General features: G+C 71.1%; 18 protein-coding genes. 5 read left to right on the top strand and 13 right to left on the bottom strand.

Features of this window, described 5'->3' with window-relative positions; genetic code table 11:
• Window positions 1-4: 4 nt before the first annotated feature.
• Genes C5H89_RS05665 through C5H89_RS05655 form a run of 3 tightly spaced genes read right to left on the bottom strand, consistent with a single transcriptional unit; the run spans window position 5 to window position 2,304 of the window.
• Window positions 5-991 (bottom strand): adenylate/guanylate cyclase domain-containing protein, encoded by a 987-nt coding sequence (locus C5H89_RS05665; protein ID WP_104106061.1) that lies wholly within the window; start codon window positions 989-991, stop codon window positions 5-7.
• Entirely contained in the window at window positions 981-1,499 is a 519-nt protein-coding gene (locus tag C5H89_RS05660; protein WP_104106060.1) for a PH domain-containing protein, read from the bottom strand. The genes C5H89_RS05665 and C5H89_RS05660 overlap by 11 nt, the downstream gene beginning before the upstream one ends.
• A gap of 7 nt (window positions 1,500-1,506) precedes the next feature.
• A complete protein-coding gene (locus C5H89_RS05655) occupies window positions 1,507-2,304 on the bottom strand; it encodes a biotin--[acetyl-CoA-carboxylase] ligase (protein WP_104106059.1) in 798 nt (265 codons plus the stop codon).
• A 68-nt stretch (window positions 2,305-2,372) separates the two neighbouring features.
• On the opposite strand from C5H89_RS05655, the gene C5H89_RS05650 reads away from it, so the two are divergent.
• The 3 genes from C5H89_RS05650 to C5H89_RS05640 are packed head-to-tail and all read left to right on the top strand — an operon-like array spanning window position 2,373 to window position 4,827.
• On the top strand, window positions 2,373-3,968 hold the full coding sequence (locus C5H89_RS05650; RefSeq protein ID WP_199286682.1) for an acyl-CoA carboxylase subunit beta: 1,596 nt from the start codon (window positions 2,373-2,375) through the stop codon (window positions 3,966-3,968).
• Window positions 3,965-4,198, top strand: a complete 234-nt coding sequence (locus C5H89_RS05645; RefSeq protein ID WP_104106058.1) for an acyl-CoA carboxylase subunit epsilon — start codon at window positions 3,965-3,967, stop codon at window positions 4,196-4,198. Before C5H89_RS05650 ends, C5H89_RS05645 begins: the two co-directional genes overlap by 4 nt.
• The gene (locus C5H89_RS05640) at window positions 4,195-4,827 is read left to right on the top strand and encodes a nucleoside triphosphate pyrophosphatase (RefSeq protein ID WP_104106057.1); all 633 of its coding nucleotides are present in this window, start codon (window positions 4,195-4,197) and stop codon (window positions 4,825-4,827) included. Before C5H89_RS05645 ends, C5H89_RS05640 begins: the two co-directional genes overlap by 4 nt.
• Before the next feature lie 31 nt (window positions 4,828-4,858).
• On the opposite strand, the gene C5H89_RS05635 is transcribed toward C5H89_RS05640, so the two are convergent.
• The 6 genes from C5H89_RS05635 to C5H89_RS05610 all read right to left on the bottom strand — a co-directional run bounded on the left by C5H89_RS05635 (window position 4,859) and on the right by C5H89_RS05610 (window position 10,085).
• A complete protein-coding gene (locus tag C5H89_RS05635; RefSeq protein ID WP_162799221.1) occupies window positions 4,859-5,314 on the bottom strand; it encodes a GtrA family protein in 456 nt (151 codons plus the stop codon).
• Window positions 5,315-5,379: 65 nt separating this feature from the next.
• On the bottom strand, window positions 5,380-5,766 hold the full coding sequence (locus tag C5H89_RS05630; RefSeq protein WP_104106106.1) for a universal stress protein: 387 nt from the start codon (window positions 5,764-5,766) through the stop codon (window positions 5,380-5,382).
• 15 nt (window positions 5,767-5,781) lie between these two features.
• Window positions 5,782-7,308, bottom strand: coding sequence for a tripartite tricarboxylate transporter permease (locus C5H89_RS05625; protein ID WP_104106055.1), 1,527 nt, complete (start codon window positions 7,306-7,308; stop codon window positions 5,782-5,784).
• Entirely contained in the window at window positions 7,308-7,823 is a 516-nt protein-coding gene (locus tag C5H89_RS05620; RefSeq protein ID WP_104106054.1) for a tripartite tricarboxylate transporter TctB family protein, read from the bottom strand. Before C5H89_RS05620 ends, C5H89_RS05625 begins: the two co-directional genes overlap by 1 nt.
• Window positions 7,823-8,824 carry a tripartite tricarboxylate transporter substrate-binding protein gene (locus tag C5H89_RS05615; protein ID WP_240181724.1) on the bottom strand — a complete coding sequence of 334 codons (1,002 nt, stop codon included), beginning with the start codon at window positions 8,822-8,824 and terminating at the stop codon, window positions 7,823-7,825. Before C5H89_RS05615 ends, C5H89_RS05620 begins: the two co-directional genes overlap by 1 nt.
• 64 nt (window positions 8,825-8,888) lie before the next feature.
• On the bottom strand, window positions 8,889-10,085 hold the full coding sequence (locus C5H89_RS05610; protein ID WP_104106053.1) for an acyl-CoA dehydrogenase family protein: 1,197 nt from the start codon (window positions 10,083-10,085) through the stop codon (window positions 8,889-8,891).
• A 153-nt stretch (window positions 10,086-10,238) separates the two neighbouring features.
• Between C5H89_RS05610 and C5H89_RS05605 the strand changes: the two genes are divergently transcribed.
• Entirely contained in the window at window positions 10,239-12,014 is a 1,776-nt protein-coding gene (locus C5H89_RS05605) for a biotin carboxylase N-terminal domain-containing protein (RefSeq protein ID WP_240181723.1), read from the top strand.
• A gap of 117 nt (window positions 12,015-12,131) precedes the next feature.
• Here C5H89_RS05605 and C5H89_RS05600 read toward each other — a convergent pair whose 3' ends face one another.
• Entirely contained in the window at window positions 12,132-13,379 is a 1,248-nt protein-coding gene (locus C5H89_RS05600; RefSeq protein ID WP_104106052.1) for a SpoIID/LytB domain-containing protein, read from the bottom strand.
• Window positions 13,380-13,543: 164 nt separating this feature from the next.
• Here C5H89_RS05600 and C5H89_RS05595 point away from each other — a divergent pair, with 164 nt between their 5' ends.
• Window positions 13,544-16,921, top strand: coding sequence for a pyruvate carboxylase (locus C5H89_RS05595; protein ID WP_104106051.1), 3,378 nt, complete (start codon window positions 13,544-13,546; stop codon window positions 16,919-16,921).
• 26 nt (window positions 16,922-16,947) lie between these two features.
• On the opposite strand, the gene arfB is transcribed toward C5H89_RS05595, so the two are convergent.
• The 3 genes from arfB to lpdA are packed head-to-tail and all read right to left on the bottom strand — an operon-like array spanning window position 16,948 to window position 20,178.
• Complete coding sequence (arfB, locus tag C5H89_RS05590; protein ID WP_104106050.1) at window positions 16,948-17,358, bottom strand: alternative ribosome rescue aminoacyl-tRNA hydrolase ArfB; 411 nt, start codon at window positions 17,356-17,358, stop codon at window positions 16,948-16,950.
• A gap of 10 nt (window positions 17,359-17,368) precedes the next feature.
• Entirely contained in the window at window positions 17,369-18,769 is a 1,401-nt protein-coding gene (locus C5H89_RS05585; RefSeq protein WP_104106103.1) for an NAD(P)H-quinone dehydrogenase, read from the bottom strand.
• A 5-nt stretch (window positions 18,770-18,774) separates the two neighbouring features.
• The gene (gene lpdA / locus C5H89_RS05580; protein WP_104106049.1) at window positions 18,775-20,178 is read right to left on the bottom strand and encodes a dihydrolipoyl dehydrogenase; all 1,404 of its coding nucleotides are present in this window, start codon (window positions 20,176-20,178) and stop codon (window positions 18,775-18,777) included.
• Window positions 20,179-20,238: the final 60 nt, after the last annotated feature.

Here is a 20,238-nt window from a genome sequence, read left to right as displayed (position 1 = left end):
CGGCTCAGCGGCGGCTGACCGCGACCGGCTCGACCAGGCCGAATCCGCGGACCGGGCGCGCCGGCAGCCTCCGGGTGACGAACTCGCCCTCGGGGAGCAGTGCGGCGGTCGCCGCGTCGACGATGATCCGGTTGCGCCGGGCCACCGCAGTCAGGCGCGCCGCCATGTTGACCGGGGGCCCGAAGACGTCACCCATCCGGGTCACCACCGACCCGGACGCCAGACCCAGACGCACGTCCGGCATCCGCGGGTCGCGGCCGATCACCCGGATGATGCCCTCGGAGATCTCCACGGCGCGCTCGGCGGTGTCGGTCACGAACAGGATCGAGTCGCCGATGGACTTGATCGCCCGGCCTCCTGCGGTGGAGACCACGTCGTGGCAGCGCGCCTCGAAGACCTCCACCAGGTCACCGATGCGTCCCTCGTCGATCTTGTTGGAAAGGGCGGTGAAGTGCACGATGTCGGCGAACCCGACGGTCACGTGTGTGGTGTGCAGGTCGTCCTCGTTGGCGCCGAGTGCCTCCATCCGGGAGGCCGCCGCGGCCAGGTGCCGACGCCACGCGTAGAGCAGCAGCTCCTCGAACGCCGGGTTGACCTCGTCGACCAGGCGCAGCGCGGAGCCCATCCGGCTGCCGGTGGCGTCCTCGCTCTTCTCCATCTCCTCGACCCGTCCCACCAGGGTCGCGACCTCCCAGTCGGCCAGCCGGGACATGGTCTGCCCCAGCGCCCGGGTCAGGGTGACCGCCATGTCGAAGTCGAGGTTGCCCCGCTCGACCAGGGTGGAGACGTGGGCGACCGCCTCGATGTCGGCGGCGGTGAAGAACGCCTCACCGGCCATCTCGGGGAACCCCAGGGCGCGCCACAGCCGACGTACCTCGTCGATCGACATGCCGGCACTGGCCGCGACCTCCAGCGCCGTGTAGCCCGGGCTCTCCCCCAGGATCGACTGCTCGAGCTCCTCGCGGCTCGGCCGCGGCGGGTCAGGCGCCATCGTCCGACCGTACCGAGCCCTGGTGCAGCTCCTCGGCCACCTTCAGCTGGACCTGCTCGACCCGGGGGATGTCGTTGACGCGCACCCGACCGTCGGCGCTGGCGTCGGTGACGATCAGGGTCCCGCAGCCGAAGAGCCGGTCGACCACGCCGATCTCGAAGTCGACGCCGCTGATCCGGTTGAGCGGGATGGTGCGTCCCTCCTTGGCGATGATCCCCGAGCGTGCGATGAAGCGCCGGTTGGTGAAGGTGTACGTCGTGGTGAGCCAGCGCAGCAGCGGCAGGAGCGTGAACCAGGCGACCAGGAGCGACGCGAGGATGCCGCCGACGACCCCGAGCACGGTGGCGACGTCGTCCTGGACCACCTCGTCCAGCCAGTTCCCCAGCAGCACGACGGCCGCGACCACGACCACCAGGACCAGGAAGGGGCCGATCAGCGCCTTCGGGTGGGTTCGGGTGGAGACGACGACGTGCTCGCCCTCGTTGAGGAGCTTGCTTGGGATGGCCATCCGGCGATCATTCCATCTCAGTCGTCGGGCGTACGTGAATGACGTCACCCGCGTTGACGGTGAGCGCACCGGTGCCGGTGCTCACCACCAGGGCTCCGTGGGCGTCCAGGTCCAGCGCCTCACCCCGAGTGACCTCGCCGCCGGGCAGGTGGACGTCGACCTCCCGGCCCAGGGTGGAGCAGACGTCGCAGTAGGCCGTACGCAGCTGGTCGGTGTGCAGCAGCAGGGGCTCGAGCGCGCGCAGGGAGCCGAGCACCTGCACCAGCAGGTCGGTCCGGTCGAAGGTCTCCCCCAGCTCCAGGCGCAGCGAGGTGGCGTTCGCAGAGGGCAGGTCGGCCAGGTCCTGGTTGACGTTCAGGCCCACGCCCACGACGGCCGCCGGCCCGTCGGGCGTCTCCACCCGCTCGACCAGGATGCCGGCGATCTTGCGGTCCTCCACCAGTACGTCGTTGGGCCACTTCAGCGCCACCTCGGGGAGCCGGTCGGCCAGCCCGGCGTGCACGGCGTACCCGGCCAGCAGCGGCAGCCAGGTCCAGTCGGCGGGCTCCACCTGTGGTCGCAGCAGCACCGAGAAGGTGAGCGCCACCCGGGGCGGGGTCTCCCAGACCCGGTCCAGGCGCCCACGGCCCGCGGTCTGGTGCTCGGTGACGACGACCAGACCGGCGGGCTCTCCCTCGCGGGCTCGGGCCGCGACGACGGCGTTGGTGGACGGGGTGGCTGGGAGCACCTCGACGCGCAGCGGAGCCGGAAGACCGGCGAGCCGAACGGGATCGAGTGCTGGGCGCGGTGCTGGAAGGTCGGACATGGGGACTAGATTGGCCCACGCTCGAGCCAGAGCACACCCCCACCAGCAGAGCCCGAGGAGATGTAGCGGTGAGCGCCGAGACTTCCGAACAGCCCGAGATCGACATCCACACCACGGCGGGCAAGCTCGCTGACCTCGAGCGCCGACTCGACGAGGCCATCCACGTCTCCAGCAGCAAGGCCATCGAGAAGCAGCACGCGAAGGGTCGCCAGACCGCCCGCGAGCGGATCGAGATGCTGTTCGACGAGGGTTCCTTCGTCGAGCTCGACGAGCTGGTGCGGCACCGCTCGACCAACTTCGGCATGCAGAAGAACCGTCCCTACGGCGATGGCGTGATCACGGGCTACGGCACCGTGAACGGCCGCCAGGTCTGCGTGTTCTCCCAGGACTTCACCGTCTTCGGCGGCTCCCTCGGCCAGGTCTACGGCGAGAAGATCACCAAGATCATGGACCTCGCCGTCAAGACCGGCAGCCCCATCGTGGGCATCAACGAGGGCGCCGGCGCCCGCATCCAGGAGGGCGTCGTCTCCCTCGGCCTGTACGGCGAGATCTTCAAGCGCAACGTGCACGCCTCGGGCGTCATCCCGCAGATCTCGCTGATCATGGGCAACTGCGCCGGCGGTCACGTGTACTCCCCGGCCGTCACCGACTTCACGATCATGGTCGACAAGACCTCCGCCATGTTCATCACCGGCCCCGACGTGATCAAGACCGTCACCGGCGAGGACGTCACGATGGAGGAGATCGGCGGCGCGCGCACGCACAACACCATCTCGGGCAACTCCCACTACATGGCCTCCGACGAGGAGGACGCCATCGAGTACACCAAGGCGCTGCTGAGCTACCTGCCGCAGAACAACCTCGACGAGGCGCCGTCGTACGACGAGGCGGCGGACCTGGAGATCAGCGACCTGGACCGCACCCTGGACACCCTGGTGCCGGACTCCCCCAACCAGCCCTACGACATGCACGACGTGATCTCGGCGGTCCTGGACGACGAGGAGTTCCTCGAGGTCCAGCCCCTCTTCGCGCCCAACATCATCGTCGGCTTCGGCCGGGTCGAGGGACGCCCCGTCGGCGTGGTGGCCAACCAGCCGATGCAGTTCGCGGGCACGCTCAACATCGACGCCTCGGAGAAGGCCGCCCGCTTCGTGCGCACCTGCGACGCGTTCAACATCCCCGTGGTCACCTTCGTCGACGTCCCCGGCTTCCTGCCGGGCACCGACCAGGAGTACAACGGCATCATCCGCCGCGGCGCGAAGCTGATCTACGCCTACGCAGAGGCGACCGTCCCGCTGGTCACGATCATCACCCGCAAGGCGTACGGCGGCGCCTACGTGGTGATGGGGTCCAAGCACCTCGGTGCCGACATCAACCTGGCCTGGCCCACCGCCCAGGTCGCGGTGGTGGGAGCCCAGGGCGCGGTCAACATCCTCTACCGCAAGGAGCTCGCGGTCGCCGAGGACGCCGACGCCCGTCGCGCCGAGCTGATCGAGGAGTACGAGGAGGCGCTGGCCAACCCGTACCAGGCAGCCGAGCGCGGCTACGTCGACGCCGTCATCCCGCCGCACGAGACCCGCGCCGAGATCGTCCGGGCGCTGCGCCTGCTGCGCTCCAAGCGCGAGTCGCTGCCGGCCAAGAAGCACGGGAACATCCCGCTGTGAGTGAGCAGGAGACCACCTCGGAGCAGCCGAAGACCCCGCTGCTCCGGGTGGTCAACCCCGATGCGACGCCGGAGGAGATCGCCGCCCTGGTGGCGGTCTTCGCCAGCCTGGGCGGCGTGGAGGCCACGGCTGCCCGGCGCACCCCCGAGTGGTCGGCGCCGCACCGCCAGGTCCGTCGTTCGTCCCCGCACGGTCCGGGCGGCTGGCGCGCCAGCAGCCTGCCTCGATGACCTCACAGCCGTCCCCCGCCGGGGCGAGCACGCCGCTGGTGCTCGCCTCGGCGTCCCCGGCACGGCTCGCGACCCTGCGCAGCGCCGGGATCGAGCCGAGCGTCATCGTCTCCGGCGTCGACGAGGACCAGCTGGTGGGCCTGTCCCCGACCGACCTGGCTCAGCGCCTGGCCGAGCTCAAGTGCGCGGCCGTGGCTAGCCGTGCCGACCTGCCCCCCGGGGCTCTGGTGCTCGGCTGCGACTCGGTCCTGGAGCTGGACGGGGAAGCCCTGGGCAAGCCCGGCACCCCACAGGAGGCCACGCGCCGCTGGCAGCGGATGCGGGGGCGCAGCGGGGTGCTGGTGACCGGGCACTGCCTCACCGACACCGCCACCGGTCGCTCCGCCGCCGCGACCGCGAGCACCGTGGTGCACTTCGCGGACGTCACGGACGACGAGATCGCCGCCTACGTCGCGACCGGCGAACCGCTGGTGGTCGCGGGCGCGTTCACCGTGGACGGGCTCGGCGGCGCCTTCGTCACCGGCATCGAGGGCGACCACCACAACGTGGTCGGCGTCAGCCTGCCGCTGCTGCGCGAGCTCGTGGGCACCCTCGGCCACAGCTGGCCGAGCCTGTGGGCCCCTCGCTGAGACCAGCCGTCAGACGCCCGGCCCGTGGGGCTCAGCGCCTGGTCTTCACGGTCCTGGGGAAGACGTACTGACGGAAGAGCGCGAACCTGGTCGCGGTGGCGACCGCCAGGCCCAGGACGTTGGCGGCGATGTTGTCCGAGACCGGGTCGTCCAGGCCGAGCACGTTGCGACTGAACGCCAGGAACCCCAGCGGGATCAGCATCGTGCCCAGGTTGATCAGCAGGAAGGCGGTCCTGCCACCGTCGTTGTGCCGCACGTCGCGGGTGCGGAAGGCCCAGTCGCGGGTGCCCCGGAAGCTGATGACCATCCCGGCCAGGTTGGCCAGCACGTAGGCCAGCTCCGGCTGGTTGTTCAGCGGCGGGGTGCCGCCCTTGGTGAAGCCGTGCACGAGGCCGTTGAAGAGCACCAGGGCTACAAGTGTGGCCAGCGCCCCGACGAGCAAGAACTTGCTCACCTCGACAGCGAACCGGCCGCCGATCGGACGCATGGGCACAATGTAGACGGAGTACGCCGACATCCTTGCAGCCGGGGCGATGCCTCGTGGTCACCTCGTCACGGCTTGACCGCGACCACCGGGCAGGGAGCCTCCATCAACAGCCGGGTGGCGACGCTGCCCATCAGCATCTTGCCCACCTGGCTGCGGTGCCGGATCCCGATCACCAGCGCCTCGGCCCCGACCTCGCGAACCACCGACAGCAGCTCGTCGGCGACGTCCGGGCCCATCGCCTGCCGCAGCTCCACGTCCACGGGGGTGGCCGAGAGCCGCTCCTCCAGACCGCGCCTGCCCTCCTCCCCCAGGTAGCGCTCGTCCACCAGCGAGTCGCCCCGGGTCGCGTTGACCACCACCAGGGAGGTGCCACGACGCTGCGCCTCGAGCAGCGCCGCCTCCAGAGCCGCCTCGCCGTACTGGTTGGGGATATAGCCCACCACCACACTCATGCCCGACCCCTTCACTCAACCGTGGGTGTGCGTTCGCTCGTCGAGCTCCTCGGACACCATCGACCTGCCGCGGATCCGGCTCAGCACGGGGGGCACCACCAGCACGAGCACCATCAGGGCGTAGACCGTCACCGCCAGCCACTCGTTGAACAGGCCGCTCACCGCACCGTCGGAGAGGTCCAGCGCCTCGCGCATCTTGGCCTCCATCAAAGGACCGATGATGACACCGAGGATCAGCGGCAGGATCGGGATGCCGAACCGCCTCACCGCGAAGCCCACGCAGCCGAAGACCAGCAGCAGCGCGATGTCGAAGGCGCTCTGGTTGACCGCGTAGGCACCCAGGGAGGCGAAGAAGAGGATGCCGGCGTAGAGCTGGGGCCGCGGGATCCTCAGCAGCCGGGCCCACAGCGGGGCGAGGGGGAGGTTGATCACCAGCAGCAGCGTGTTGCCGATCAGCAGGCTGGCCAGCAACGTCCACACCAGGTCCGGCTGGTCGGTCATCAGGGTCGGCCCGGGCACGATGCCGTAGACCCGCATCGCGGCCAGCAGCACCGCGGCGGTCGCTGTCACGGGCAGGCCGAGAGCCAGCAGAGGCACGAACATACCCGCGGCACTGGCGTTGTTGGCGGCCTCCGGGCCGGCCACTCCCTCGATGGCGCCGTGGCCGAACTCCTCGGACTTGCGCGAGAGCCGGCGCTCCAGCACGTAGGACAGGAACGTGGGGGTCTCGGCACCACCGGCGGGGAGCGCCCCGAACGGGAATCCGAGGGCGGTGCCTCGAAGCCACGGCTTCCAGGACCGGCCCCAGTCCTCGCGGTCCATGAACGGCCGTCCCACCGGGATCACCTCGATCGGCTTGCGGCGCAGGTGCGCCGCGATCCACAGCGCCTCACCGACGGCGAAGATGCCGACGGCCACCACCACGATGTCTACGCCGTCGGCCAGGGCCAGGACACCCCCGGTGAGCCGGGCCTGACCGGTGGAGAGGTCGAGTCCGACCAGACCGATCGTGAGCCCGATCGCCAGCCCGATGAAGCCTCGCAGCTTGGAGGAACCGAGCACGGCGGTGACCAGCATCAGCGAGAACAACATGATGGCGAAGAACGACGGGGCGCCGATGTCGACGGCGACCTCGGCCAGCGCCGGGGTGAAGAAGGCGACGAGCAGCGTGCCGATGGTGCCCGCCACGAAGGAGCCGATGGCCGCGGTCGCGAGCGCCTGGGCGGCGCGGCCATTCCTGGCCATCTTGTTGCCCTCGATGGCCGTCATCACCGAGGCCGACTCCCCCGGCGTGTTGAGCAGGATGGAGGTCGTCGAGCCGCCGTACATGCCGCCGTAGTAGATCCCCGCGAACAGGATGAACGACTGAGTGACGTCCAGCCCGTAGGTGATGGGCAGCAGCAGGGCCACCGCCATGGCCGGCCCGATGCCGGGCAGCACCCCCACGAACGTGCCCAGCAGCACCCCGACGGCGGCGTAGAGCAGGTTCGTAGGGGTGAACGCGTTACCCAGACCGCCCAGGAGGAGGTCGAGGGTCTCCATCACAGGATCCCGTCGAGGATGCCGGGCGGGATCGGCACGCCGAGGCCCACGTAGAAGGCGTACCAGCTGCCGACGGAGAGCACGACGCCGACCAGCACGTCGCGCAGCAGCGTGCGTGATCCCAGGGCCCAGGCGCAGCCGACGAAGAGCAGGGCCCCGGTGATCGCCCAGCCGAGGAGGTTCACCAGGAGCATGTTGAGGGTCATCACGCCTGCCAGCTTCCCCACGGTGAGCCAGTCGGGGGGCGTGGTGAGGTCCACGTCCTCCCCCGCCTCGCCCTCCGCGACATCTCCGCGCGAGGTGGCCACGGCCAGCAGGACGGCCAGCAGCACCATGGCGCCGCCGATGATGTAGGGGAAGGCCCGGGGTCCCACCGGGTCGGCGTAGCCGACGTTGAGGCCGCGCGCGTCGACGAGCGTGTAGACCCCGACCGCGGCGAGCACAGCTGCGAAGACGTACTGCCCGCGGTCGACGCGGGGATGGGCGGGGATGGCGCCCTCCTCGCGCTCGGCCATCAGATCAGCCCCAGGTCTTCCAGGGTTCCCGATACCCGGTCGTCCTGCTCGACGATGAAGGCCGCGAACTCCTCGCCGGTCTTGAAGTCGTCGGTCCAGCCGTTGACCTCCAGCTGCTCGCGCCACTGCGGCGAGTCGTGCATGGTCTCCAGGTAGCCGATCAGCTCGTCGCGACGCGCCGCACTGATGTCCGGCGGCGCCAGCACCCCGCGCCAGTTGAGGAAGACCAAGTCCACCCCGGACTCGGTCAGCGTCGGCACCTCGGAGAAGATCTCCTGTGGCGAACGCTCCTCCCCGGAGACGGCCAGCATTCGCAGCTCCCCGTCTCGGATCTGGCCCTCGAACTCGGCGGGGCCGGAGAAGCCGACGTCGATCTTGGCTCCCACCAGCGCGCTGCCCAGCGGCGATCCGCCGTCGTAGGGGACGTAGTTGACCTCCGCCGGGTCGATGCCGACCGCGTCCGCCAGCTGCATCGGGAACAGGTGGTCCGGGCCTCCGGGCGAGGAGCCGCCGCCGATGGCGAGCGCCCCGGGGTCCGCGACCCAGGCGTCGATGAACTGCTCGAGCGTCTGGAACGGCGAGTCGGCGGGCACCAGGACGGCCTCGGGCTCGCTCATCAGCTGAGCCAGTGCCGTCGCGTCCTGGAGCTGGTAGTCGGTTGCGAAGGAGTACGTCGAGCCAACCACCCCGAGCCCGACGGTCATCATCGTGTGCTCGTCGCCCGCCTTGCCGATCAGCGAAGTCATCGCAGCGGCACCACCCGCGCCGATGACGTTGTCGACGGTGAAGGAGCCGCCGGTGATGTCGGCCTCCTCCATGATCCGCACCGCCGCCCGGCCGGTGCGGTCGTAGCCGCCCCCCGGGCTGTTGGGGATGACCATCAGCATGTCGCGGGACTCCTCGCCGCGGGTGACACCGCAGGCCAACAGCGGAAGGACCAGCACCAGCGTCCCGGCGCGGACTAGCAGCCTGGGGAGACGACCTTCCCGCACGAGGGGCACGGACCCACTGTGCCCCTCCCTGCGGGCGCTGTCGAGGATCCAGTCGCACCGCGGCGCGGGTGGCTCACTCCACGGGCAGCCCGAGGCCCCGGGCGATGAGCATCCGCTGCACCTCGGAGGTGCCCTCGCCGATCTCGAGCACCTTGGCGTCGCGGTACAGACGGGCGACCGGGTACTCCTCCATGAAGCCGTAGCCGCCGAAGACTTGGGTGGCGATCCGGGTGGCCGAGACCGCGGACTCGGTGGCGTAGAGCTTCGCGACGGCGGCGGCCTGCTTGAACGCCGCGGTGGTGACCGAGTGGCCCGCCTCCATCGCGTCCTTCATGGCGGCGGCCCGGTAGGTGAGCATCCGGGAGGCGTCGAGCATCACCTGCAGGTCGGCCACCTGGAAGGCCACGCCCTGCTTGCGGCCGATGGGTCCGCCGAAGGTCTGGCGCTCGCCGGCGTAGGCCAGGCTCAGGTCCAGGCAGGCCTGGATGCAGCCGACTGCGAGGGCGGCGATGGCGACCCGGCCGTCGTCGAGGGTGGCGAGGAACTGGGCGTAGCCGCGGCCGCGCTCCCCGAGCAGGTGGTCCGCCGGGACGCGGGCGTCGGTGAACGAGAGCGGGTGGGTGTCGGAGGCGTGCCAGCCGAGCTTGTCGTAGGCCTTCTCGGCGGTGAAGCCGGGGGTGCCGCTGGGCAGCATGATGGTCGAGATCTCCGGGCGTCCGTCCGGCCGGTCGCCGGTCCGCGCGGTGACGGTGACCAGGCTGGTGATCGCGGACCCGGAGTTGGTGATGAACTGCTTGGCCCCGTTGACCACCCACTCGCCGTCCACGAGCTCGGCGCGGGTCCGGGTGGCGCCGGCGTCCGAGCCGGCGCCGGGCTCGGTGAGGCCGAAGCCGGCCAGGCTCCGGCCCGCCACCAGGTCGGGCAGCCACTGCCGCTTCTGCTCCTCGGTGCCGAAGGTCAGGATCGGGTTGATGCCCAGGCCGACCGCGGCCTCCAGGGTGATGCCCATCGACTGGTCGACGCGGCCGATCTCCTCGATGGCCAGGCAGAGGCTGGTGAAGCCGCCGTCCTCGCCGGCCAGGCCGGCGCCGCCGAACTCCTCGGGCGCGGTCAGGCCCATCAGTCCCAGCTGTCCCATCCTCTGGACCACGTCGGTGGGGAAGTGGTGGTCGCGGTCCCACTGCGCGGCGTACGGCGCGATCTCGGCGTCGGCGAAGTCGCGGACGCTACGGCGGAACTCCTCGTGCTCACGGGACAGCTCGAAAGTCATGAGGTCATGGTAGCCATCTGTGGTTAATGATCGCTAACCACTGAGTCGTTTTTCCTCCCCCAGCTGTCCGCCACCGGGACCGCGGCGGCCGTCCGGTCCGCCGCGAGGTAGCCTGCTGCGGTTCGACGTACCCCCAAGGTCCCAGGAGTCCGAGTGAGCTTGCAGAAGGTCCTCATCGCCAATCGTGGCGAGATCGCTGTCCGCGTGATCCGTGCCTGCAAGGACGCCGGCATCGGCAGCGTCGCGGTGTACGCCGACCCCGACCGCGAGGCGCTCTTCGTCCGGCTGGCCGACGAGGCCCACTCCCTCGGCGGCGCCACCCCGGCGGAGTCCTACCTCGACATCGAGAAGATCATCGCGGTCGCCAAGAAGTCCGGGGCCGACTCGGTCCACCCCGGCTACGGCTTCCTCGCCGAGAACGCCCAGTTCGCCCAGGCTGTCATCGACGCCGGCCTGATCTGGATCGGTCCCCCGCCCTCGGCCATCGAGAGCCTCGGCGACAAGGCCAAGGCCAAGCACATCGCCGAGAAGGCGAACGCGCCGCTTGCCCCCGGCACCAAGGACCCGGTCAAGGACGCCGACGAGATCGTCGCCTTCGCCAAGGCCAACGGCCTGCCGGTGGCCATCAAGGCCGTCTTCGGTGGCGGCGGCCGCGGCCTCAAGGTGGCCCGCACCCTCGAGGAGATCCCCGAGCTGTTCGAGTCCGCGGTCCGTGAGGCCGTGGGTGCCTTCGGTCGGGGCGAGTGCCTGGTGGAGAAGTTCCTGGACCGGCCTCGCCACGTCGAGACCCAGTGCCTGGCCGACTCCCACGGCAACGTCGTGGTGGTCTCCACCCGCGACTGCTCGCTGCAGCGCCGGCACCAGAAGCTCGTCGAGGAGGCGCCCGCGCCGTTCCTCACCGAGGACCAGGTCAGCCGCCTCTACGAGTCCTCCAAGGCCATCCTCAAGGAGGCCGGCTACGTCGGCGCCGGGACCTGCGAGTTCCTGGTGGCCGCCGACGGCACCATCTCGTTCCTCGAGGTCAACACCCGTCTCCAGGTGGAGCACTGCGTCTCCGAGGAGGTCACCGGGATCGACCTGGTCCGCGAGATGTTCCGCATCGCCGCGGGCGAGGAGCTCGGTTACGGCGACCCGGAGGTGCGTGGGCACTCCATCGAGTTCCGGATCAACGCCGAGGACGGCGGCCGCAACTTCATGCCCGCGCCGGGCACGTTGACCGAGTGGTCGCCCCCGAGCGGCCCGGGCATCCGCCTGGACGGTGGCTATGAGAAGGGCGAGACCATTCCGGGCGCGTTCGACTCGCTCATCGCCAAGCTGATCGTGAGCGGCCGGGACCGCACCCAGGCGCTCGAGCGCTCGCGCCGGGCACTGTCGGAGTTCCAGGTCGACGGCATGCCCACGGTCATCCCGTTCCACGCCGCCGTGGTCTCCGACCCGGCGTACGTCGGAGCGTCCACCCCGTCCGGCGAAGGCTCCTTCGAGGTCTACACGACCTGGATCGAGACCGACTTCGACAACCAGATCGCCCCGTACGCCGGTGACTCGGCCGAGCCCGAAGAGGCCGGCGAGCGCCAGAAGGTGACCGTCGAGGTCGGCGGCCGTCGTCTCGAGGTCGTCCTGCCCGCCGGGCTCGGTGGCCTGGCCGCCTCCGGGAGCGCCGGCGCCAAGAAGCCCAAGCGCGCCGCCGGCAAGAAGGCGGGCGCCGCCGCGTCCGGCGACTCGGTCACCAGCCCCATGCAGGGCACCGTGGTCAAGGTCGCCGTCGAGGAGGGCCAGGAGCTCGCCGAGGGCGACGTCGTGGTCGTCATCGAGGCGATGAAGATGGAGCAGCCCATCAAGGCTCACAAGGCCGGCACGGTCACCGGCCTGGCGGCCGAGGTCGGCGCCACGGTGACCAACGGCGCTGTCATCTGCGAGCTGAAGGACTAGTCACCCAGCACCTCTGCACACGAACGGCGCGGCCCCTCGGGTCCGCGCCGTTCGTCGTCTCCTGGACGCGCCCTCTCCCTCGGGCGCACATGCGCAGCTGCGGTGCTACGAGGAGGGCTACCGGGACCGGGCGCCGGCCGCCGGGGCGACCTCGAACGTGAACCAGGTGGAGCGCAGCCCCAGAGCCGATCGCACCTGGTCCCCCGAGACGGTGACCTGGCCCTGGCTGCCGACGAAGGTCATCTTGGAGACCCGGCCACCCCAGTCGCCGTTGCCGTCGCGGGCCTCCACCACCAGGGTGGTGAGGTCCCCGATCCGAGGCCAGGCGCTCTCGATCCGGTCGGCCGGGACGTCGGTCTGCCACTGGTGCACGGGGTTGCCGGCCCACCCGTCGTACGGGTCCGGGCGCGCGGCCAGATAGGGCACCGAGCCCGCCGAGCTCCACCCTCCGTTGCTGGAGGCGAACTGGGTGAAGGCGGGTGCGCCGTCGACGGTCAGCACCTGCCCGGCAGTAGCCGCCACCGCGGCGTTGGAGAGGGGATGCTCGGCGGAGTAGCCGCCGTACACCTGGCACGAGGTGGTGTCGCAGATCTGGAAGTGGCCCGCCAGCGGGTGCGCCCGCTCGTACGCCGCGTAGGTCCGGGCGGCGACCGCCTGGGCGCGCACCGCCTCCGGGCTCCAGGACGCCGGGATCTCCAGGGGCACGACGCCCTTGAGGTAGTTCTCCAGGCTGAGCACGTTGACGGTGTCACGGGTGGTGCTGCCCGCGCCGGGCGAGGCTGACCGCAGCTTGCCCCGGTAGGTCACGCTCTTGGCGGGGGTCACCAGCGTGACCGGACCTCGGGCGGAGAACTCGGCGTCGCCCCGGACCACCCGCCACTGCTTCCAGCCGCCGCGGGTGCGCCACTGCACGGCCGTGCGTCCCGCGCCGCGCGCCACCAGGCGCCACTGGGTGGCGCTCTTGGCGGGCAGGGTCCAGCGCCGGCCGCTGCCCAGGCTGCGGACCATCAGGGTGGGGCGTGCCTGGACCACCACGTCGTCGGTGGTGTCGCCGGTCAGGTTCACCGCGACCGTTCCCTCAGCGGTGCCCCACTGGGTCCCGGCGTAGTAGAACTCCGCGATCTGGGCGTAGCTGAGCCCGGCCCGGGCGGCCCCCTCGGCGCCGTACTGCGACATCCCGTGACCGTGGCCGTAGCCGTGGCCGTGGATCCTCACCGTCGCCACCCCGGGCACGTCCCAGCGGGCCGAGGGTACGGCGGACGGGGCCGCCTCGGCTTGGGCTCCCAGGGGGAGCAGCAGGGCCACGACCGCCAGGACGGTCGGTAGCCGGGAGGCGGTTCGGGCCCGGTGCGGGCGCAGCAGCATGGGTGTTCTCTCCGAGGAAGGTGGGTCGCCTGAGGCTGGCGTGACTATCGAGGTAAACACACCGCCACGGACGCCACAACCGGATCCCGGGAACTACCGATCTGTAGTTCCCACGCGTCGGGCTCACAGACCCATCACGAGCCCGGCGCGACTACCGTTTGTCCATGTTCTCGAAGGTGCTGGTGGCCAACCGGGGCGAGATCGCCATCCGGGCGTTCCGTGCCGCCTACGAGGTCGGCGCCCGGACCGTGGCCGTCTTCCCGTACGAGGACCGCGGCTCCGAGCACCGGCTGCGGGCGGACGAGGCCTACGAGATCGGCGAGCGCGGCCACCCGGTCCGCGCCTACCTCGACCCGCGCGCCATCGTCGAGGTGGCCCTGCGCTCGGGCGCCGACGCGGTCTACCCCGGCTACGGCTTCCTCTCGGAGAACCCGGCGCTGGCCGAGGCGTGCGCCGACGCCGGGATCACCTTCATCGGGCCCGGGGCCGACGTGCTGACCCTGACCGGCGACAAGTCGCGCGCCATCGCCGCGGCCCGCGCCGCCGGCGTCCCGACGCTGGCCAGCGTGCCGCCCTCGAAGGACGTGACGACCCTGGTGGAGAGCGCCGCCCACCTGACCTACCCGCTCTTCGTCAAGGCCGTGGCCGGCGGCGGCGGGCGCGGCATGCGCCGGGTCGACCGACCCGAGGACCTGCCTGCTGCCATCGCGGTCTGCATGCGCGAGGCCGAGGGCGCCTTCGGGGACGGGACCGTCTTCATCGAGCAGGCCGTGGTGGACCCGCGGCACATCGAGGTCCAGATCCTCGCGGACGCCCGGGGCGAGGTCATGCACCTGTTCGAGCGGGACTGCTCGGTGCAGCGGCGTCACCAGAAGGTGGTGGAGATCGCGCCCGCCCCGCACCTGGACCCGGCGCTGCGCGAGCGGATGTGTGCCGATGCCGTGCGGTTCGCCCGCTCGATCGGCTACCGCAACGCCGGCACCGTGGAGTTCCTCCTCGACCGCGCCGGCAACTACGTCTTCATCGAGATGAACCCCCGCATCCAGGTCGAGCACACCGTCACCGAGGAGGTCACCGACGTCGACCTCGTGCAGTCCCAGATGCGCATCGCCGCGGGCGAGAGCCTCGCCGACCTCGGGCTGAGCCAGGAGACGCTGACGCTGCGCGGCGCCGCGCTCCAGTGCCGCATCACCACCGAGGACCCCGCCAACGACTTCCGTCCCGACACCGGGATGATCACCACCTACCGCTCCCCCGGCGGCGCCGGGGTCCGGCTCGACGGCGGCACCACCTACACCGGCGCCGAGGTGAGCGCCCACTTCGACTCGATGCTGGCCAAGCTCACCTGCCGCGGCCGCACCCACGAGCTCGCGGTGCAGAAGGCGCGGCGGGCGCTGGCGGAGTTCCGGATCCGGGGCGTGACCACCAACCTCGCCTTCCTCCAGGCCGTGCTCGCCGACCCCGACTTCGTCGCCGGGAACGTGACCACCTCCTTCATCGCCGACCACCCCGCCCTGCTCACCACCCGGGGCAACGCGGACCCGAGCACCAAGCTGCTCTCCCACCTCGCCGAGGTGACGGTGAACCAGCCGTTCGGGCCATCGCCGGTCCAGGTCGACCCCGCCGCCAAGCTGCCGGCCACCGACCTGGGTGTGCCGGCACCCGACGGGACCCGGCAGCAGCTGCTCGCCCTGGGCCCGGAGGCCTTCGCCGCCGAGCTGCGCAGCCGGTCCGGGGTGGCCGTCACCGACACCACCTTCCGCGACGCCCACCAGTCCCTGCTCGCCACCCGGGTCCGCACCCGCGACCTGGTGCAGGTCGCCGGCCACGTCGCCCGCCTCACCCCCGGCCTGTGGTCGGTGGAGGCCTGGGGCGGCGCGACGTACGACGTAGCCCTGCGGTTCCTGGGCGAGGACCCGTGGGAGCGGCTCGACGCCCTGCGCCAGGCTGTGCCCAACATCTGCCTGCAGATGCTGCTGCGCGGCCGCAACACCGTCGGCTACACGCCGTACCCGACCGAGGTCACCGACGCCTTCGTCCAGGAGGCGGCCGCCGGCGGGATCGACGTCTTCCGGATCTTTGACGCCCTCAACGACGTGGACCGGATGCGGCCCGCGATCGAGGCCGTCCGGGCCACCGGCAGCACGGTCGCCGAGGTGGCGCTGTGCTACACCGGCGACCTCTCCTCGCCCGGCGAGCAGCTCTACACCCTGGACTACTACCTCCGCCTCGCCGAGCGGATCGTCGAGGCGGGCGCGCACGTGCTGGCGATCAAGGACATGGCCGGACTGCTCCGGGCCCCCGCCGCACGGACCCTGGTGACCGCGCTGCGGGACCGGTTCGACCTTCCCGTGCACCTGCACACCCACGACACCACCGGCGGTCAGCTGGGGACGCTGCTCGCCGCCATCGACGCGGGCGTGGACGCCGTCGACGTGGCGTGCGCCGCGATGGCCGGCACCACCTCCCAGCCGTCCCTGTCGGCGCTGGTAGCGGCGACCGACCACTCCGATCGGGAGACCGGGCTCTCGCTGGCCGCGGCGTGCGCGCTCGAGCCCTACTGGGAAGCCACCCGCCGCGTCTACGCCCCCTTCGAGTCGGGCCTGCCCGCCCCGACCGGGCGGGTCTACACCCACGAGATCCCGGGCGGGCAGCTGTCGAACCTGCGGCAGCAGGCCATCGCCCTGGGCCTCGGGGAGAAGTTCGAGCAGATCGAGGACATGTACGCCGCGGCCAACGCGATCCTGGGCGACATCGTCAAGGTGACCCCCTCCTCCAAGGTGGTCGGCGACCTCGCCCTGCACCTGGTGGCGGTCGGCGCGGACCCGGCGGAGTTCGCCGAGGACCCGGCCCGCTTCGACATCCCCGACTCAGTGGTCGGGTTCCTCAACGGCGAGCTCGGCGACCCGCCCGGTGGGTGGCCCGAGCCCTTCCGCACCCGCGCGCTGGCCGGGCGCACCTGGCGCAAGCCCACCGAGAGCCTCACCGAGGAACAGCGCGGCAGCCTGGCACGGCGTCCGCGGCAGACGCTCAACGAGCTGCTCTTCCCCGGCCCCGTCGCCGAGTTCACGCGGGCCCGGGAGACCTACGGCGACCTCTCGGTGCTGCCCACCATCAGCTACCTCTACGGGCTGCGGCAGGGCGAGGAGACGGAGGTGGAGCTGGCCGAGGGCAAGAGCGTGCTCTTCGGCCTGCAGGCGGTCGGCGAGCCGGACGAGCGCGGCTACCGCACGGTGATGGCGACCCTGGACGGGCAGCTGCGCCCGGTAGCAGTCCGGGACACCAGCGTCGCGTCCGACGTCACCGCCGCCGAGAAGGCCGACGCCAGCACCCCCGGCCAGGTGGCCGCCCCCTTCCAGGGGGCCGCCACCGTGCTGGTCGCCGTCGGCGACGAGGTGGCCGCCGGCGACCCGGTCGCCACCATCGAGGCGATGAAGATGGAGGCCGCCATCACCGCACCGCTGGCCGGCCGGGTGACGCGCGTCGTGGTGGACCAGACCCGACAGGTGCAGGGCGGGGACCTGCTGCTGGTGCTCGGCTAGCAACCGCCAGGATCAACTGGTGCGGCTCACTCCCAGGAGCCGCTGCGGCCCTGCTTGGTGTCGCCGCGCCGCTTCTTGGCCGTGAGCCGCCGCTCCACCGAGCCTCTGGTCCGGCGGGTGGGGCGGCGCTTCTTCTCCGGGACCAGCGCCTGGGCGACGAGCTCGGTCAACCGGGCCTTGGCCGCCTCCCGGTTGCGGTGCTGGGAGCGGTACTGGGAGGAGCTGACGGTGAGCGTGCCGTCCACCAACCGCCCTCGGAGCCGCTGGGCGACCAGCTCCTTCTGCTCCGGGCTCAGCACCTCGGTCTCGGCCAGGGACCAGCTGAGCTCGACCCGGGTGTCGGTGGTGTTGACGTGCTGCCCCCCGGGCCCCGAGGAGCGGGAGAAGCGCCACGACAGCTCACGCTCGGGCAGGTCCAGATGGGGCCCTGAGCTCATCGCCGAGAGCTCACACGCGGTGCAACCGGCGGGCGGCCTCGGCGATGGAGCCGCTCATCGAGGGATAGACGGTGAACGCCTGCGCGAGCTGGTCGGCGGTCAGGGACTGCGCCACCGCCAGCGAGACCGGGTGGATCAGCTCACTGGCCCGCGGCCCGACGACCACGCCGCCCACGACGATGCCCGTGCCGGGTCGGCAGAAGAGCTTCACGAACCCGTCCTTGACGCCCTGCATCTTGGCGCGTGCGTTGCCGGCCAGCGGCAGCATCACCACCTCCGCCTCGATCTCCTTGTTGTCCACCGCCTGCTGCGACCAGCCCACGGTGGCGATCTCCGGCGCGGTGAAGACGTTGGAGGAGACCTGCTTGAGGTCCAGCGGCGCGACCGCGTCCCCCAGGAAGTGCCACATCGCGATCCGGCCCTGCATCGCCGCCACCGAGGCGAGCATCAGCACGCCGGTGCAGTCGCCCGCGGCGTAGACGCCCCGGGCCGAGGTGCGCGAGACCCGGTCCACCCGGATGAAGCCACCCTCGTCGACCAGGACCCCCGCCTCGGCGAGCCCCAGGTCCTCGGTCTTCGGCACCGAGCCCAGGGCGAGCACGCAGTGCGAGGCCTCCACGGTGCGCCCGTCGGTGAGGGTCACCGTGACCACGTCGCCGTCCCGGGTGACCGACTCCATCCGCGACTTCGACAGCACGTTCATGCCCCGGCGTACCGCCACCTGCTCGAGCACCGCCGAGGCGTCCGCGTCCTCGCCGGGCAGGACCCGGTCGCGGGAGGAGACCAGGGTGACGGGGATGCCGAGGGCCAGGTAGGCGGAGGCGAACTCCGCGCCGGTGACCCCCGAGCCCACCACCACCAGGCTGGTCGGGACCTCGGTGAGGTCGTAGACCTGCTCCCAGGTCAGGATCCGCTCGCCGTCGGGCTGCGCCGTGGGCAACGTGCGCGGCGCGGCACCGGTGGCCAACAGGACGGCGTCGGCGTCCAGGATCTCGGCGCCCCCGCCCGCCAGCTGTACGACGACCTGCTGCGGGCCGGCGAGCCGCCCGCGGCCGTGCACCACCCGCACTCCGTCCCGCTCCAGGCGGCGCTGGATGTCCGCCGACTGCTCGGCGGCCAGGGCCTTGACCCGGGCGTTGACCCGGGCCAGGTCGACCACCACGGTGGCTGCGGAGTCGCCCTCGGCGTCGCGGAAGGTGACACCGAGCTCGGCGGCGTCGGTGACCTCGGTCATCACCTCGGCGGTAGCGATCAGGGTCTTCGACGGCACGCAGTCGGTGATGACGGCCGAGCCGCCGATCCCGTCGCTGTCCACGACGGTGACCTGGGCGCCCAGCTGCGCGGCGACGTGGGCGGCCTCGTAGCCGCCGGGGCCTCCGCCGACGATGACGACCCGGTTCGTGGGCACCATGACCATCAGAAGTTGATCATGTGACCGGCGATGCCGTGCACGGCTTCCTTGACGGCCTCCGACAGCGTCGGGTGGGCGAAGATGTTGCGCGACACCTCGTCGGCGGTCAGGTCCCACTGCTGGGCCAGGGTCAGCGCCGGCAGCTGCTCGGTGACGTCGGGGCCGATCATGTGCGCGCCCAGGATCTCGTTGTACTTGGCGTCCGCGACCACCTTGACGAACCCGGCGGTCTCACCCAACCCCTGGGCCTTGCCGTTGGCGCTGAACGGGAAGGTGGCGGTCTTGACGTCGTAGCCGAGCTCCTTGGCCTGGGCCTCGGAGTAGCCGAACGAGCCGATCTGCGGCTGGCAGTAGGTCGCCCGCGGGATCATGTCGAAGTTGATCTCCTGGGTCTCCGCGCCGGCGATCGTCTCGGCGGCGACGATGCCCATCGCCTCGGCCACGTGGGCCAGCATCATCTTGCCGGTCACGTCACCGATGGCGTAGACGCCCTCGACGTTGGTGCGGCCCCGCCCGTCGATGGCGATGGCGCCGCGGTCGGTGGTCTCCACGCCGATCTTGTCCAGGCCGTAGCCCTCGAGCCGGGGCGCGAAGCCGAAGGCGGCCAGCATCTTGTCGGCCTCGAGCACCTGGGAGTCGCCGCCCTGGGCGGGGCTCACGGTGACCCGGACACCGTCGCCGGTGTCCTCGACGTTCTCGACCTTGGTGGAGAGCATCACCTTGACGCCGAGCTTCTTGTAGTGCTTGAGGAGCTCCTTGGAGACGTCGGCGTCCTCGGTGGGCACCATCCGGTCGAGGAACTCCACGATGGTGACGTCCACGCCGAAGTTCTTCATCACGTAGGCGAACTCGACGCCGATCGCGCCGGAGCCGCCGATGATGATGGAGGAGGGCAGGTTCTCGTCGAGGATCTGCTCCTCGTAGGTCACCACGTTCTTGCTCACGCTCATGCCCGGCAGCATGCGGACCTCGGCGCCGGTCGCGATGATCAGGTTGTCGAAGGTCACCGAGGACGTCGCGCCGTCGTTGCCCGCGACGTCGATCGAGGTGGGCGAGGTGATCGTGCCCCAGCCGTCGATCTCGGTGATCTTGTTCTTCTTCATCAGGAAGTGGACACCCTTGACGATGCCGGCACTGACCTGGCGCGAGCGCTTGTGGGTGGGGCCGAAGGACATGGTGGCGTCGCCCTCGATGCCGTACTTGGCCTTGTCGTGGGCCAGCAGGTGCGCGAGCTCGGCGTTCTTGAGCAGCGCCTTGGACGGGATGCACCCGACGTTGAGGCACACGCCGCCCCAGTACTGCTTCTCCACCACCGCCACGGACTTGCCGAGCTGGGCGGCGCGGATCGCGGCGACATACCCACCGGGGCCGGCACCGAGGACAACAACGTCGAAGTGGGAGTCAGTCACAGGCTCAGACTATGCCTGTGAGGCACGTCACCCGACAAGGGCTCCCGCCCTGGCCGGAGG

The sequence above is a fragment of the Nocardioides sp. 616 genome, from assembly GCF_002930065.1.
Taxonomy (GTDB): domain Bacteria; phylum Actinomycetota; class Actinomycetes; order Propionibacteriales; family Nocardioidaceae; genus Nocardioides; species Nocardioides houyundeii.
Note: the sequence above shows the minus strand (reverse complement) of the source record. Positions and strands in the feature narration are given on the sequence as shown.

Excerpts from the sequence above, each read along its gene's own strand:
- C5H89_RS05610 (WP_104106053.1), bottom strand. The coding sequence starts at position 10,085 with ATGACTTTCGAGCTGTCCCGTGAGCACGAGGAGTTCCGCCGTAGCGTC.
- C5H89_RS05665 (WP_104106061.1), bottom strand. The coding sequence starts at position 991 with ATGGCGCCTGACCCGCCGCGGCCGAGCCGCGAGGAGCTCGAGCAGTCG.
- arfB (WP_104106050.1), bottom strand. The coding sequence starts at position 17,358 with ATGAGCTCAGGGCCCCATCTGGACCTGCCCGAGCGTGAGCTGTCGTGG.
- C5H89_RS05660 (WP_104106060.1), bottom strand. The coding sequence starts at position 1,499 with ATGGCCATCCCAAGCAAGCTCCTCAACGAGGGCGAGCACGTCGTCGTC.
- C5H89_RS05595 (WP_104106051.1), top strand. The coding sequence starts at position 13,544 with ATGTTCTCGAAGGTGCTGGTGGCCAACCGGGGCGAGATCGCCATCCGG.
- C5H89_RS05585 (WP_104106103.1), bottom strand. The coding sequence starts at position 18,769 with ATGGTGCCCACGAACCGGGTCGTCATCGTCGGCGGAGGCCCCGGCGGC.
- C5H89_RS05630 (WP_104106106.1), bottom strand. The coding sequence starts at position 5,766 with ATGAGTGTGGTGGTGGGCTATATCCCCAACCAGTACGGCGAGGCGGCT.
- C5H89_RS05655 (WP_104106059.1), bottom strand. The coding sequence starts at position 2,304 with ATGTCCGACCTTCCAGCACCGCGCCCAGCACTCGATCCCGTTCGGCTC.
- C5H89_RS05635 (WP_162799221.1), bottom strand. The coding sequence starts at position 5,314 with ATGCGTCCGATCGGCGGCCGGTTCGCTGTCGAGGTGAGCAAGTTCTTG.
- C5H89_RS05620 (WP_104106054.1), bottom strand. The coding sequence starts at position 7,823 with ATGGCCGAGCGCGAGGAGGGCGCCATCCCCGCCCATCCCCGCGTCGAC.
- C5H89_RS05625 (WP_104106055.1), bottom strand. The coding sequence starts at position 7,308 with ATGGAGACCCTCGACCTCCTCCTGGGCGGTCTGGGTAACGCGTTCACC.
- C5H89_RS05640 (WP_104106057.1), top strand. The coding sequence starts at position 4,195 with ATGACCTCACAGCCGTCCCCCGCCGGGGCGAGCACGCCGCTGGTGCTC.
- C5H89_RS05600 (WP_104106052.1), bottom strand. The coding sequence starts at position 13,379 with ATGCTGCTGCGCCCGCACCGGGCCCGAACCGCCTCCCGGCTACCGACC.